The 14,284-nt window shown below is 68.9% G+C and carries 12 protein-coding genes and 2 riboswitches; of the genes, 5 read left to right on the forward strand and 7 right to left on the reverse strand.

The features are described from left to right. Nucleotides 1–18: 18 nt before the first annotated feature. Entirely contained in the window at nucleotides 19–819 is an 801-nt protein-coding gene (locus MOM01_RS07045) for an SDR family NAD(P)-dependent oxidoreductase (RefSeq protein WP_241384699.1), read from the reverse strand. A 175-nt stretch (nucleotides 820–994) separates the two neighbouring features. On the opposite strand from MOM01_RS07045, the gene MOM01_RS23030 reads away from it, so the two are divergent. Next, the gene (locus tag MOM01_RS23030) at nucleotides 995–1,126 is read left to right on the forward strand and encodes a hypothetical protein (protein WP_277609372.1); all 132 of its coding nucleotides are present in this window, start codon (nucleotides 995–997) and stop codon (nucleotides 1,124–1,126) included. 38 nt (nucleotides 1,127–1,164) lie between these two features. Next, nucleotides 1,165–2,052 carry a class II glutamine amidotransferase gene (locus tag MOM01_RS07050; RefSeq protein WP_241384700.1) on the forward strand — a complete coding sequence of 296 codons (888 nt, stop codon included), beginning with the start codon at nucleotides 1,165–1,167 and terminating at the stop codon, nucleotides 2,050–2,052. Between the two features lie 24 nt (nucleotides 2,053–2,076). Here MOM01_RS07050 and cobF read toward each other — a convergent pair whose 3' ends face one another. After that, nucleotides 2,077–2,823 carry a precorrin-6A synthase (deacetylating) gene (gene cobF, locus MOM01_RS07055; protein WP_241384701.1) on the reverse strand — a complete coding sequence of 249 codons (747 nt, stop codon included), beginning with the start codon at nucleotides 2,821–2,823 and terminating at the stop codon, nucleotides 2,077–2,079. After that, nucleotides 2,820–6,431 carry a cobaltochelatase subunit CobN gene (cobN, locus tag MOM01_RS07060; protein ID WP_241384702.1) on the reverse strand — a complete coding sequence of 1,204 codons (3,612 nt, stop codon included), beginning with the start codon at nucleotides 6,429–6,431 and terminating at the stop codon, nucleotides 2,820–2,822. Before cobN ends, cobF begins: the two co-directional genes overlap by 4 nt. A gap of 53 nt (nucleotides 6,432–6,484) precedes the next feature. Beyond that, a riboswitch (cobalamin riboswitch) is annotated at nucleotides 6,485–6,676 on the reverse strand. Between the two features lie 37 nt (nucleotides 6,677–6,713). Between cobN and MOM01_RS07065 the strand changes: the two genes are divergently transcribed. Genes MOM01_RS07065 through MOM01_RS07075 form a run of 3 tightly spaced genes read left to right on the forward strand, consistent with a single transcriptional unit; the run spans nucleotide 6,714 to nucleotide 10,026 of the window. Beyond that, nucleotides 6,714–7,784 (forward strand): cobalamin biosynthesis protein CobG, encoded by a 1,071-nt coding sequence (locus MOM01_RS07065; protein WP_241384703.1) that lies wholly within the window; start codon nucleotides 6,714–6,716, stop codon nucleotides 7,782–7,784. After that, nucleotides 7,781–8,455, forward strand: coding sequence for a precorrin-8X methylmutase (locus MOM01_RS07070; RefSeq protein WP_241384704.1), 675 nt, complete (start codon nucleotides 7,781–7,783; stop codon nucleotides 8,453–8,455). The genes MOM01_RS07065 and MOM01_RS07070 overlap by 4 nt, the downstream gene beginning before the upstream one ends. Continuing rightward, a complete protein-coding gene (locus tag MOM01_RS07075) occupies nucleotides 8,452–10,026 on the forward strand; it encodes a precorrin-2 C(20)-methyltransferase (protein WP_241384705.1) in 1,575 nt (524 codons plus the stop codon). The genes MOM01_RS07070 and MOM01_RS07075 overlap by 4 nt, the downstream gene beginning before the upstream one ends. Here MOM01_RS07075 and MOM01_RS07080 read toward each other — a convergent pair. The 4 genes from MOM01_RS07080 to cbiE form a co-directional block, all read right to left on the reverse strand. Beyond that, nucleotides 9,981–10,529, reverse strand: coding sequence for a TetR/AcrR family transcriptional regulator (locus MOM01_RS07080; RefSeq protein ID WP_241384706.1), 549 nt, complete (start codon nucleotides 10,527–10,529; stop codon nucleotides 9,981–9,983). The two genes, MOM01_RS07075 and MOM01_RS07080, sit on opposite strands and share 46 nt — an antisense overlap. Beyond that, entirely contained in the window at nucleotides 10,530–11,960 is a 1,431-nt protein-coding gene (locus tag MOM01_RS07085; protein WP_241384707.1) for an MFS transporter, read from the reverse strand. A 107-nt stretch (nucleotides 11,961–12,067) separates the two neighbouring features. Further along, nucleotides 12,068–12,829 (reverse strand): cobalt-precorrin-4/precorrin-4 C(11)-methyltransferase, encoded by a 762-nt coding sequence (locus MOM01_RS07090; protein ID WP_241384708.1) that lies wholly within the window; start codon nucleotides 12,827–12,829, stop codon nucleotides 12,068–12,070. After that, entirely contained in the window at nucleotides 12,826–14,031 is a 1,206-nt protein-coding gene (gene cbiE, locus MOM01_RS07095; RefSeq protein ID WP_241384709.1) for a precorrin-6y C5,15-methyltransferase (decarboxylating) subunit CbiE, read from the reverse strand. Before cbiE ends, MOM01_RS07090 begins: the two co-directional genes overlap by 4 nt. 40 nt (nucleotides 14,032–14,071) lie before the next feature. Beyond that, nucleotides 14,072–14,267: riboswitch (cobalamin riboswitch) on the forward strand. Nucleotides 14,268–14,284 lie beyond the last annotated feature (17 nt).

Raw genomic sequence — 14,284 nt, forward strand, 5'->3', positions numbered from 1 at the left:
CGGATCGGGGGTGTCCGCTCAGCGGTCGACGAGCGAACCCATCTTCTTCGCCAGGAAATCGATGCTGCGGCGCGGCATGAGCCGTGCCAGCAGGTCGAGCATGGTGGCGTCCCTGCCGATGCACACGCGGAAGGTGCCTTTCTCGATCGCGTCGGCGATGCGGCCCGCCGCCTGGGCGGACGAGGTGATCCTGGCGGTCCCGTCGGTGTCGCGTCCCGGAATCGCGGCCCCGGAGTTCTCGGCGATGCCCGTGCGGATCGCTCCCGGGAACACGAGCGTCACGGCGACCTTCGTGGTGCGGAGTTCGGCGTAGAGACCTTCGGTGAGCAGTTTGACCGCGGCCTTGCTCGCACCGTAGACCGATTGACCGGGTACCGGCACGAACGCACCCATACTGGAGACGTTGAGCAGGCTCGCCTCCGGACGCGACAGCAGAGCGGGTAGGAACGCCTTGCACAGGTGCACGGTGCCCCAGTAGTTGACGTCGAGAACCTTCGTCATCTCCTCGTAGGAGAGCTCGGCGAACGGGACGAACTTCTGGATGATGCCGGCGACGTTGGCGATGCCGTCGACATGCCCGTGCGCGGCGGTCACCTCGCCGACCAGTGCTTCGACAGCGCTGCGGTCGGACACGTCGACGGTGTGCGTGGTCAGTCGATCGGTATAGGCGACCGCGAGCGCCCGGGTGCCGTCGAGCGCTTCGGAGCGCAGGTCGACGGCAGCGACCCGCGCTCCGCGGACGAGCAGTTCGAGGACGACGTCACGTCCGATCCCGTTGCCCCCACCGGTGACGACGAATACCTTGCCGCGTATCTCCATGTGCCCTTCCCTCCCTGTAGGCCCGTACGGACAGTCAACGCTCTCCTGCGCCGCTCCGCCACGGGGAAGCGTCGACGATCCCGCGACCGTCCGCCTGAATTGCCCCCTGACGTGTGCGGAAGCGGCTACCGGGGTACATACCCGGTCACAGGGCATCTCATCTACGGAGGCACCAATGGGAACATCGAAGAACGAGGACGACGAGGTCCGCAGGGATCCGCCGGGCCCGGTCGACCACGGTCGCGACGGTGGTATGGCCACCCGCGAGAACGCTCCGGACGTGGTGGAACGCTCCGACGACGACTAGGCCGGCACGCCCGGCCTCGAAACGGGCAGGTGACGGCCATGTGCCGACTCTTCGGGATGTCCGCGGCACCTCACCGCGTACACGCCACCTTCTGGCTCCTCGACGCCGAGGACAGCCTCGCGCAGCAGAGCCACCGCATGCCCGACGGCACGGGTCTGGGGAGTTTCACCGCCGACGGCCGTCCGCTCGTCGAGAAACAACCGATCGCGGCCTACAAGGACAGGGCGTTCGCGCTCGAGGCCCGGGAACACGAGTCCCGGACGTTCATCGCACACATCCGCTACGCCACCACGGGCGATCTCGTGCCGGCCAACACTCATCCGTTCGAGCAGAACGGCCGGTTGTTCGCCCACAACGGCGTGATCGAGGACCTGCCCGCATTGGAGGCGGAACTCGGCGACCGGCGGGAACTCGTGCACGGCGACACCGATTCGGAGCGGTTCTTCGCATTGATCACCGAACGGGTCGACGAGCACGGCGGTGACGTCACTGCCGGAATCAGGTCGGCTGTCGAATGGGTCGCGGACAACCTGCGCATGCTGTCGTTGAATTTCGTGCTCGTCACCGCCGACGAGATGTGGGCCTTCCGCTATCCCGCCGTCCACGATCTGATGTTCCTGTCTCGTCGGCCGGGTGGTGCGAGCGGGAGCCGGCATCTCGAGCACGCCGGTGCCTCCGGGACCGTGCGTACCCGGTCGGGTGCGCTGGCCACGAAGTCCTCCGTGGTCGTGGCCACCGAACAGATGGACGAGGACCCGGGGTGGACGTCGCTGGAAGCGGGCGAACTCCTCCACGTCGGACCGCAGCAGCAGCTGAGCCGGACGATGCTCCTCGAGCGTCCACCACGCCACGCACTGGCCCTCTCGGACCTGAGCGGCCGCGCCGCCGCCGCTCAGGCACCCAGCGCCCCACCCGGCAGACCGTAGTCGCCGGCGCCCGGCCGGGGCGGGTCAGCAGCGTCGCAGCAGGTAGGTGTCCATCACCCAGCCGCGTGCGTTTTTCGCGCGGATGCGGGCCGCACGGATCGAGGGAAGCACGTCCGTCAGAGGACCGGCGACGAGTTCCTCGTCATCGGTCCCGAGATTCGCACCCCACCAGATGTTCCACTGCCCGCGCAGCTCCGAGCACGCGAGACCGCCGTCGAGCACGACGACGATGTTGTCGGCTCCGGCCTCGATCCCGGTGCCGAGCCGCCGGCCGGTGGTCACCAGAATGGAGCTTCCGACAGTGTTGAGCACCAATCGATGTCGCGCAGCGAGCATCTGCACACTGCTGACACCCGGAAGGACGTCGTAGTCGAGTCGCACTCTGCCTCGCTCGAGGATGCGGTCGACGATGCGAATCGTGCTGTCGTACAGGCCCGGATCACCCCAGACCAGGAAGCCGACCGTCTCGTCGTCCCGAACCTGTTCGAGCAGAACGGATTCGTAGGCCGCGGCGCGGGCGGCATGCCAGTCGCGCACCTCGTCGCCGTAGCGCTCCGGATTCCGGTCCCGAGGTGGGTCGGGCACCACGATCACCCGATGCGCACCGAAGGTGTGGCGGCGAAGAATGTCCTCGCGCACGTCGACGAGATCGTCCACGCCCCGGTTCTTGTCGGCCACGAGGAAGACATCGACGCTCTCGAGGGCACGCACCGCCGCCACTGTGAGATCGTCGGGTCCTCCGGGGCCGATACCGATGAGCCGAACTCTCACGCGCGGTCCTCGAGATCGCCCTCGACCTCCAGATAGACCTGCTGCAACCGGCTCACCGTCTCGGGATCCGGCTCGGCCCACAGGCCACGATCTGTCGCCTCGGTGAGACGTTCGATGATCCCGCGCAGCGCCCACGGATTCGCCTCGCGGAGGAAGTCCTGGTTCTCCCGGTCGAGCGCGTAGTTCTGCGCGAGCGACTCGTACATCCAGTCCTCGACCACTCCGGCGGTGGCGTCGTAGCCGAACAGATAGTCCACGGTCGCAGCGAGTTCGAAGGCTCCCTTGTACCCGTGCCGGCGCATCGCGCCGATCCAGCGCGGGTTGACGACACGCGCGCGGAACACCCGCGCGGTCTCCTCCGCCAGCGAGCGGGTGCGGACCGCGTCGGGCGTGGTGGAATCGCCGATGTACGCCTTCGGGTCGGTACCCGTGAGCGCACGCACCGTCGCGACCATGCCGCCGTGGTACTGGAAATAGTCGTCCGAGTCCGCGATGTCGTGCTCACGGGTGTCGGTATTCTTCGCGGCCACCGCGATCCGGCGGTAGTTCGAACGCATGTCCTCGTCGGCCGGGACCCCGTGGACGCCGCGGCCGTAGGCGAATCCACCCCAGGCGGTGTAGACCTCGGCAAGATCGGCGTCGGTGCGCCAGTTGCCGGAGTCGATGAGCTGCAGGATGCCCGCACCGTACGAACCGGGCTTCGACCCGAAGATCCGGCGCACCGCGCGATCGGCGTCGCCGTGCGCGGCTTCGTCACGCTTGGCGTGAGCCTTCACGTAGTTCCGGTCGTCGGGCTCGTCGAGTGCGGCGACCATGCGGATCGCATCGTCGAGCATGCCGATGACATGGGGGAAGGCATCACGGAAGAAACCGGAGATCCGGACTGTGACATCGATGCGCGGCCGGCCGAGTTCGTCGAGCGGAATCACGGTCAGTTCGCGGACCCGGCGCGACTCGGCGTCCCATACGGGTCGCACGCCGACGAGTGCGAGCACCTCGGCGATGTCGTCACCGGCGGTGCGCATCGCGGACGTCCCCCACACCGACAGACCCACCGACCGCGGGTACTCCCCCGTGTCGGTGACGTACCGTTCGATCAGGTTGTTCGCGAGGGCGACACCGGTGTCGTAGGCGAGGCGGCTCGGCACGGCCTTGGGGTCGACGGTGTAGAAGTTCCGGCCTGTCGGCAGCACGTTGACCAGGCCGCGCAGTGGTGATCCGGACGGACCGGCGGGGACGTAACCGCCGTCGAGTGCGTGAAGCACGGCGTCGAGCTCGGCCGTCGTGCCCGCGAGGCGGGGAGCCACCTCGTCGGCAGCGAAGGTGAGTACCCGCGCGACTTCGGAATCGGGATGACCGAGAACGGATTCGACAACGCGCTCGGACGACCTCGCGTTCCAGTCGTCGTCCTCCATGGCCTGTACGAGCGACCGCGCGAGGGCTTCCACCCTGTCGACCTCGGCCACCGGGGCGTCGGGCTTCAACCCGAGCGCGGTACGCAGACCGGGCACGGCGTTGCTCTTGCCTCCCCACACCTGCGCGGCACGCAGGATCGACAGCACCAGATTCACCCGCGCCCCACCGGTCGGTGCGGCACCGAGGACGTGCAGACCGTCCCGGATCTGGGCGTCCTTGACCTCGCACAGCCAGCCGTCGACGTGGAGCAGGAAGTCGTCGAATTCGGCGTCGTGCGGGCGGTCGTCGAGCCCGAGATCGTGGTCGAGTTTCGCGGCCTGGATCAGCGTCCAGATCTGCGCGCGGATCGCGGGTAGCTTGGCCGGATCCATCGCGGCGATGTTCGAATACTCGTCGAGCAACTGCTCGAGACGTGCGATGTCACCGTACGATTCGGCACGTGCCATGGGCGGGATGAGGTGATCGACGATCGTCGCGTGGGCGCGGCGCTTGGCCTGCGCTCCCTCACCCGGGTCGTTGACGAGGAACGGGTAGATCAGCGGCAGGTTTCCGATCGCGGCGTCGGTTGCACACGCCGCGGACAGGCCCGCGTTCTTTCCGGGCAGCCACTCCATCGACCCGTGCTTGCCCAGGTGCACCACGGCGTCGGCACCGAAGCCGTGCTCGACCCACTTGTAGGCGGCGAGATAGTGATGCGACGGTGCCATGTCGGGATCGTGGTAGATCGCGACCGGGTTCTCACCGAATCCGCGGGGCGGCTGGATCATCAGCACCACGTTGCCGGCCTGCAGGGTTGCCAGCACGATCGCCTTGTCGTCACCACTGCCGTCGACGAACAGCGACCCGGGCGCCGGTCCCCACGCCTCGCCGATGGCATCGGTGAGTTCGACGGGTAGATCACCGGTCCATGCGAGATAGTCCGACGTGGTCACTCGCACCGGGTTTCCGGCCAGCTGGTCGGCGGTGAGCCATTCCTCGTCCTGCCCACCGGCATCGATCAGGGCGTGGATGAGGGTGTTGCCGGCCTCGGTGTCGTCCTCGACGTCCATGCCGGGAAATCCGTCGCCGAGGTCGTATCCGGCATCGCGTAGAGCGCGCAGCATGCGGATCGCCGACACCGGGGTATCGAGACCGACGGCGTTACCGACCCGGGAATGTTTGGTCGGGTAGGCGGACAGCATGATCGCTATCCGGCGCTGCGGCGGCGGCACGTGTCGCAATCGTGCGTGCGCCACCGCGATACCGGCGACGCGTCGGCACCGTTCCGGATCGGTGACGTAGCGGGGCAGTCCGTCGGCGTCGAGTTCCTTGAACGAGAACGGCACCGTGATGATGCGGCCGTCGAACTCGGGGACCGCGATCTGCGTGGCCGAATCCAGCGGCGACACACCGTCGTCCGACTCCGCCCAGTCGTCACGACTCCAGGTCAGACACAGCGCTTGCAGGATCGGGATGTCCAGTGCCGCGAGATCCCCGACGTCCCATGCCTCGTCCTCACCGCCGGCGCTCACGGTGGCAGGTCTGGTTCCGCCGGCCGCCAGCACCGTCACGACGAGCGCGTCGAGGGTTCCGAGCGCAGCGAGCAGATCGTCCGGCGCACCGCGCAGCGAGGCGCAGTGGATCACGACTCCGCGGGCCCTGCCCGTGGCGTCGATCGCGTCGGCGAGGTCGTGTGCGAATTGCACGTTTCCGCTGGTGTGGTGGGCTCGGTAGAACAGCACGCCCACACGGGGCAGGTCGTCGCCGGCCGGCGCCGCGGGTCGGTCGAGTATGCCCCACGCGGGCAGTTCGGCGGGTGGTTCGAAGCCTTCACCGCCGAGCAGCACGGTGTCGCACAGGAATGCGTGCAGCTGTGCGAGATTCACCGGACCACCGTGGGCGAGATAACGATGCGCTTCGGCGGCGGTGCCGATGGGTACGGTCGAATGCCCCATGAGCTCGGCGTCGGGAGTCTGCTCACCGCCCAGGACGACCACCGGAACCCCGGCCGCGAGCACGGTCTCGAGCCCGTTCTGCCAGCTACGCGCGGAGCCGAGTATCCGTACGACCACCAGGTCGGATCCGTCGAGCAGAGCATGCAGTTCGGTGGACACGTCGAGGCGCGAGGGGTTACCGAGCGTCCACTCGGAGCCGCTCGACCGCGCCGACAACAGGTCGGTGTCGGACGTCGACAACAACGTCAGGCGCGTCACGACGCGGCCCGAAAATACAGGCGTACAGCCATGTTCAGTCTCCATAACCCTCGTGGACCTCACGTGCCGTGGCCGGTCTCCTGGCTGACGGGTCATCGCTGCTGCGCCGACCTTCCCGGATGACTCCAGTGGCCTCCGAACCGGCGGACCGGTACGGACGAGGGCGAGCAACTATCCGCTCACAGTGGCGAGGGCCGCGCCGGTTTCCCACCGGCTTCCCGAGCACCACGGCGATGCGAGCGTAGCGCACGCCGGCCGGAAGGTGTGCAAGCATGTGCGTCCGTGGACGCTCAGCCACCCCTTCTTCCCCCCGACCGGTGTCCCGGAATCCTCCGGCCGCACATCGCTGCCGACGGTGCGCTGGTGCGCGTGCGGGTACCCGGCGGGCAACTCCCCGACGGCACTCTGCACGCGCTCTCCGCGGCGTCCACCGCGTTCGCCGACGGCGACGTGCATCTGACGTCGCGCGGGAACCTGCAGCTCAGGGGCATCGAACTCGACGAGTGCGGGTCGGTGCCGACTGCCCTGGCGGCAGCGGTGATCGCGGCGGGACTGTTGCCCTCCGGGAGTCACGAACGGGTACGGAACATCGTCGCCTCGCCACTGTCGGGACTGCAGGGCGGTCTCGCCGACGTCCGTCCGCTCGTCCGCGAGCTCGACGCCGCGCTGTGCGCCGATTCCACGCTCACGGATCTGCCGGGACGGTTCCTGTTCGGCATCGACGACGGTCGCGGTGATATCGCCGCTTTGCGATGCGACCTGGCCGCGATCGTCCGCGACGCCGGGACGGCGACGATCTCGATCGGCGCGCTCGAGGGCCCGTCGGTCCCCTTTTCGCAGGTGCCGGCGACCCTGATCCGGCTCGCCCGCCGCTTCGTCGAGATACGGGAATCGGTGTGGCACGTGCGCCTGCTCCCGCGCGCGGGTGCCGAGCTCGGGGGCGGGGATCCCGTACCACGCCCGGCCGGCTTCACCATGCCGTACGGAATGCTCGGTGACGCGGTGTCGGTTCTGGTTCCGCTCGGGATTCTCACCCCGGGAATGGTGGCCGCCCTGCCCGATCGGGGTGTCGTGGTCACGCCCTGGCGTGGTCTGGTGATCGCGGGCGGAACGAATCCCGTTGTCCTGCGGGAAGTCGGCTTCGAGACCACTGCCGAGTCGGCCTGGCAGCGGGTGAGCGCGTGCACGGGCGCGCCCGGGTGTAGCCTCGCCCAGGGTGACACCCGGGCCGAGGCCCGCCGGATCGTCGCCGGAGATACCACCGATTCCCGAATTCATGTCGCCGGGTGCGAACGCGCCTGCGGCGCACCGCACTCCCCGCACACTCTTGTCCTCGCCAGGAGCTCACCGTGACCGTCCAGCCCCCGCTCCCCCCGCGCGTGTCCGCGCCGCCCCGCCGGTACGACTACGTCACCGACGGCGCCGAGATCTACGTCCGGTCGTTCGCGACGATCCGCGCCGAGTCGGATCTGACCGCGGTCCCCACGAATGCCGAGAAGGTCGCCGTGCGGATGATCCACGCGAGCGGACAGACCGATCTCGCACGCGATCTCGTGATCCATCCCGATCTCGTTCCGGCAGCGCGCGCTGCGCTCAACGCCGGCGCGCCGATACTCACCGACGCGAACATGGTCGCCTCCGGCGTCACGCGCACGCGGCTTCCCGCCGGCAACGACGTGGTGTGCCTGCTCGCCGATCCGCGCGTTCCCGAACTCGCCGAGCGCTGGGCCACCACGCGGGCGGCCGCGGCGGTGTCGTTGTGGACGGACCGGCTCGATGGGGCGGTCGTCGCGATCGGCAATGCACCGACCGCGCTGTTCCATCTGCTCGAGATGCTCGACGCGGGCGCCCCGCGTCCCGCGGCGATCGTGGGCGTGCCCGTGGGGTTCATCGGTGCCGCCGAATCCAAGGAAGCACTGCTCGGCCATCCGTTGCGGATACCGCATCTGGTGGTCCGGGGGCGGCGCGGCGGTTCGGCGATGGCGTCGTCCGCGATCAATGCACTTGCCCAGGAGGCGGAATGAGCGAGACGACGATGCCCGGCAGACTCTACGGGGTGGGCCTCGGGCCCGGCGACCCGGAGCTGATCACGCTCAAGGCGGCCCGGCTGATCGGTGAGGCCGACGTGCTCGCCTACTATTCCGGCACGCACGGCCGTTCCATCGCCCGATCGATCGCGGCCGGGTTGATCCCGCACGGGGTGATCGAGGAACTGCTGGTGTATCCGGTGACCACGGGCGCCACCGAACACCCCGGTGGCTACGACGGCGCGATCGCCGACTTCTACGACGAGTCCGCCGAGCGGCTGGCCGTCCATCTCGGCGCGGGCCGCACCGTGGTGGTGCTGTGCGAGGGTGATCCGCTGTTCTACGGCTCGTACATGTATCTGCACGACCGCCTCGCGCCGCGATACCCGACGGAGGTGGTACCGGGTGTGACGTCGGTGTCCGCTGCTGCGGCTGCCGCGGCCGAGCCGATGGTCCGCCGCACCGACGTACTCACCATCCTGCCGGGCACGCTTCCCACCCCGGAACTGGCCCGCCGGCTCGCCGACACCGACGGCGCGGCGATCATGAAGCTGGGCAGGACGTTCCCCGCCGTCCGGGAGGCGCTCGCCCAGTCCGGTCGACTCGACGACGCGGTCTACGTCGAACGCGCATCGATGGATCGGCAACGCATCCTGCCGGTCGCCGAGGTCGACGCGGACACGGTGCCGTACTTCTCGGTGATCCTCACCGCCGGCGACCGTGCGCCGAAGAACCGCGAGATCGGCGACCGCTCCCGGCCGGTCGTGGTGGAGCCGCCGGAAGCGGACGTGACGAACGAGTTGCTCGTCGTCGGGCTGGGCCCGGCCGACGACAAGTGGCTGACGTCCGAAGCCGCGGACGCGCTCACGCAGGTCGATCACGTCGTCGGATACGGACCGTACGTCGACCGCGTTCCGGTTCGCACCGGGCTGCACCGTCATTCGAGTGGCAACACCGTGGAGGTGGACCGCGCGCGATTCGCGCTCGATCTCGCTCTGTCCGGTGAGAAGGTCGCTGTGGTCTCCGGCGGTGACGCCGGAGTGTTCGGGATGGCGTCGGCGGTCTTCGAGGCCGCGCAGGACGAGAAGTACGCGTCCGTACCGATCCGCGTCCTGCCGGGTGTCTCCGCGGTGCAGGCCGTGGCAGCGCGGGCGGGCGCCCCTATCGGTGGTGACTTCGCGGTGATGAGCCTGTCGGATCGCCTCAAGCCGTGGAACGTGATCGAGAAGCGACTGGCGGCGGTCGCCGAGGCCGACCTCGTCCTGGCTGTCTACAACCCGGCGTCGCGCTCGCGCAGCACGCAGGTCGCCGATGCGAAAGCGATACTGCTGAAACATCGTCCGGCCGACACCGTCGTCGTGATCGGGCGCGATGTGGGACGGCCCGGCGAGTCTCTCGAGGTGACGACGCTCGAGAAGCTGGATCCGGTGAGCGTCGACATGAGATGCCTGCTCATCGTCGGCGCGGCGGCTACGTCGGTGACGTCGACCGGTGCCGTGTGGACGAAGCGGTCGGTCGACGTTCAGAGTTCGGGATCGTCGACGACCGCTTGGACGAGCCGGCCGTAGGTCTCGATGAGGGTCGCGCTGGGAATCACGTCGGGTGGCAGCATCCCGAACGTCCTCAGGCTGCCCGCCAGCCCCAGCAGAAGCGTGACGACCATCTGCGAGCGCGCCGTCCCCGCCGACCGGTCGCCGATCAGCGCCGCGATCCGGCCGACGACCCGCTCGCTCGTGCGTGCGCGGGCAACCGCCGGATCCGTTGCCTCACGAACCAGGAAGGGTGCCACCGCCCAGAATTCGTAGTCGTCCGAATCCCGTCGTTCGACGACGGCACGCACCATCCGGTATCCGACCGGCTCGTCGTGACGGACGGCCTCGGCGAGCCCGGGAGAATCCGGAGCCGCCGCCTGGAACAGTTCGGCCTTGCTGCCGGTCAGTTTCATCACGAGCGCCGGTGAGACACCTGCCGCTTCGGCGACATCTCTGATGGTGGTGCCGTTGAAGCCCCGCTCGGCGAACAGCGGCCGGGCGGCGTCGAGGATGACCTCGCGGGTGGATCGTTCGGTCACTTATGCCTTCGCCTCCACTGATACGTCCGCGACGCTCGCCGTCGACGGTCGATGCCGGGGAAGGAACACGGCTGCCAGGCCAGCGGAGAACGTCGCGACGCCCGCGATCGCGAACATCACCGTGAAGGCACTGTGGGACGGGAAGACCGTCCCGGCCACCTCGACGGTGAGACCGGCGACCAACGCTGCGACCACCGCACTCATACCCGATGATCCGATCGTCCGGAGCAGGCTGTTGAGACCGTTGGCCGCAGCGGTCTCGGAAAGCGGGACGGCTCCCATGATCAGTGCCGGCATGGTGGCGAAGGCCATCGCGTTGCCGATGCTGACGAGGACACTGCCGATGATGATGAGCGCCACCGTGTCGTCGAAAGCCATCCGGAATCCGTAGGCCACGGTCATGAGCAGGCCCGCGGCCAGGAGTGTGGTGCGGCCACCGAAGCGTGCGGTCAGGCGGGCCGACAACGGAGAGACGACGAGCATCGTGAGTCCGCCCGGAACCATGCACAGTCCCGCGGTCGCTGCGCTGAGTCCGAATCCGAAACCGGTGACCTCGGGGAGTTGCAGTTGCTGCGTAGTGGAGAGCGTGTTCGCGTACGCCGCGAAGCCGACGAAGAGCCCCGCGAGGTTGGTGAGCAGAACGGGCCGGTGGGACGAGACCCGCAGGTCGATCATGGGAACGGGCACGCGCAGTTCGTAGGGCACCCAGAGCGCGAGGACGACGGCGGCCACCCCCAGGCTCACCAGGGTCTGTGGACTCGACCAGCCCCACACCGGGCCCTTCGAGATGCCGAGGAGCAGCGCCACCAGCGCGAGTGACAGCAACACCGCGCCGACGAGGTCGAAGCGGCCCCGGGTACCGGATGCGCTCGCCGGAACCGTGACGAGGATGCCGACGAGGAGGAGCACACCGGCGGCCGCCGAGACGTAGAAGACCGACGCCCACCCCAGGGTGTCGTAGAGAACGCCCGCTGCGGGCAGTCCCAGGGCGCCGCCGATGCCCATCGTGGCGCTGGTCAGCGCCACCGCGCCGGCGACCTTCTCGCGGGGCAGCAGGTCGCGCAGTACTGCCATGGCGACGGGGATGAGCGCCGAGGAGAAGCCCTGCAGGGCGCGCCCGATGAGGACCGTGAGGTAGCTCCCGCCGAGCGCGGCGATCAGCGACCCCACGATCATCATGGCCAGCGACAGCACCATCATCCGGCGCTTGCCGAACATGTCGGCGGAGCGGGAGACGATGGGCGTGGCGACCGCTCCGGTCAGCAGCGTGATGGTGACCAGCCAGGTCGCGGCGCCGGCCGAGGCGTCCAGGATCTCGGGGAAGTCCGGGAGCAGCGGAATGACCAGCGTGGTCTGCAGGGCCGCGACGAGGCCGGCCAGGCTCAGCAGCGTCGTGATCGTGGTGCTCGACGCCGATGTCGTTCGTGCCATGTCCCCATCTCCGTTGTCGCCCATCAGGGTGAACATTGTTCACCCTGACCGAGTGAACGGTGTTCACCCCCGGCTTGTCAACAGGTCCGGCGCGCGAGGGTGAAGCGTTATCCGAGACCGTGACGTTCGCGGGCGGGGTCGTAGAGGTGCGAGCAGGCGACATCGGGTTGCTCCCGGACCCCGAGGGCCCGCCCGACGACGATCACAGCGGTGTGCTTCAGTCCCGTTGCCTCGACACTGTCGGCGATGTCCGCGAGGGTGCCGCGCAGCACGACCTGGCCCGGGCGCGACGCGAACGCGACCACCGCGACGGGGCAGTCGGCGCCGTACTCCACCGTGAGTTCCTCGGCGAGAACCCGGACGCGTGTGATCGCCAGGTGCAGGACGAGACTCGCCCGGAGCCCGGCGACCCGCGCGAGCGCCTCCGTGCCGGGCATCGCCGTCGACCGGGCCTGGGTGCGGGTCAGCACGACCGTCTGCACGAGTTCGGGAACGGTCAGTTCGGTACCGAGCGCCGCCGCCGCCGCAGCGTAGGCCGGAACACCGGGTGTGACGTCCCAGGGCACACCTGCGGCGTCGAGTCGTCGCGTCTGTTCGGTGAGCGCGGAGTACAGCGACGGGTCGCCGGAACACAGCCGCACCGCATCGAGCCCGCGCCGGTGTGCGTCGACGAGGTGGGCGGTGATCTCGTCGAGGTCCAGATGTTGCGTGTCGATCAGTTCGGCGTCGTCACGGCAGTGCGAGAGGGTCTCGACATCGAGATAGGTACCGGCGTACAGAACCACCGGGACCTCGCGGAGCAGGTTCACCGCTCGCAGCGTGAGCAGGTCGGCCGCTCCAGGTCCGGACCCGACGAAATGGACGGTCATCGTTCACCTTTCACTGCACTCCATTGCACCACGGGTCGTTGCGCGCGCCACCCGGTGAATGTTCCGATCGGATCTGCGTGTTCGACGGACAGGCGCACGAGTTCACCGCCGTGCATCTTCCACCACCGCACCAGGACGGCCTCGGTCTCCAGGGTCACCGCGTGCGCGACGAGCCTTCCGCCGGGAGACAGTGCGTCCCAGCATGTGCCGAGCACGCCGTCACGGCTTCCTCCCCCACCGACGAAGATCGCGTCGGGCGCTTCGAGACCGGCGAGTGCAGCGGGGGCGGGTCCGCGCACGACGCGCACGGTGGACGGCACCCCCAGCGCGGCGGCATTGCGCTCGATCGCGTCGGCGCGACCGGCGTTGCCCTCGACCGAGATCGTGCGGCAACGGGGATGCGTGCGCGCCCATTCGATTCCGACGGAACCGGCACCGGCACCGACGTCCCACAGCAGCTCCCCCGGACGCGGCGCGAGGGCACATACCGCGGCGAGGCGCACGGTCCGCTTGCTGAGCTGGCCGTCGTGCTCGAACAGCTCGTCGGCGAGACCGGGCACTGCCGACAACCCTGCGGAACCGTCGACCTCGATGCACAGCAGACTCAACGACGGAACCAATGCGTTCACGAGATCGTCTGCTGTCGAATCGATCCGGGATTCTGCATCCTCCCCGAGATTCGAGAACACCGTCGTCCGCGACCGGCCGAATCCCCCCTCGGCGAGCAGCGCCGCGACGTCCGGCACCCGCCCTCCGTCGACGAGGACGACGAGCCGCCGCCCGCGGGTGAGAAACCGTCGCAGCGAGTCGATCTCGCGTCCCACCACGGTCACCGTCTCGCATTCCTCCGCAGACCAGCCCATGCGGGCGCGGGCGAGCGCCACCGAGGACACGGCGGGGATCACCCGCACGGCGTCGCGGCCCAGTCGACGGATCAGGGTGGTACCGATCCCGGAGACCAGCGGATCGCCCGACGCGAGGGCGACGACATCCCTGCCTGCGTGCCGCTCGAGGAGATCGTCGAGGCCCGGCAGCAGCGGCGACGGCCACGGCTCGCGCATCGCACGGCCGGCAGGTACCAGGCCGAGGTGCCGCCGGCCGCCGACCAGAACGTCGGCGGCGAGTATTCGTTCCCGGATGAGCGACGGCACACCCGGCCACCCGTCCGCTCCGATACCGACGACGGTGATGCGTGAACCCATGGCGGTGAACCCTAGCCCACGGGTTGGGGTTAGACTCGGCCGCAGCAAGGCAATCGAAGGTGCCCCTCACGGGGATAATCGGGAAGCCGGTGAGAATCCGGCACAGGCCCGCTGCGGTGACCCGGGAGTCGTCGATCACGCGCATACGCGCAGCCACTGGACCACACGGTCCGGGAAGGCGATCGCACGGCGTCCGACCGGGAAGTCCGAATACCGGCCTTCGAACAGCTTGCCCCGGAGAACATCCCAGCGG

The sequence above is a fragment of the Rhodococcus sp. CH91 genome (genome assembly GCF_022554085.1).
GTDB lineage: Bacteria > Actinomycetota > Actinomycetes > Mycobacteriales > Mycobacteriaceae > Rhodococcus.

Bases quoted from the DNA above. Each gene is read 5' to 3' on its own strand.
- MOM01_RS07050 (WP_241384700.1), top strand. From the start codon at position 1,165: ATGTGCCGACTCTTCGGGATGTCCGCGGCACCTCACCGCGTACACGCC.
- MOM01_RS07075 (WP_241384705.1), top strand. From the start codon at position 8,452: ATGAGCGAGACGACGATGCCCGGCAGACTCTACGGGGTGGGCCTCGGG.
- MOM01_RS07045 (WP_241384699.1), bottom strand. From the start codon at position 819: ATGGAGATACGCGGCAAGGTATTCGTCGTCACCGGTGGGGGCAACGGG.
- MOM01_RS23030 (WP_277609372.1), top strand. From the start codon at position 995: ATGGGAACATCGAAGAACGAGGACGACGAGGTCCGCAGGGATCCGCCG.
- MOM01_RS07090 (WP_241384708.1), bottom strand. From the start codon at position 12,829: ATGACCGTCCATTTCGTCGGGTCCGGACCTGGAGCGGCCGACCTGCTC.
- MOM01_RS07085 (WP_241384707.1), bottom strand. From the start codon at position 11,960: ATGGCACGAACGACATCGGCGTCGAGCACCACGATCACGACGCTGCTG.
- cbiE (WP_241384709.1), bottom strand. From the start codon at position 14,031: ATGGGTTCACGCATCACCGTCGTCGGTATCGGAGCGGACGGGTGGCCG.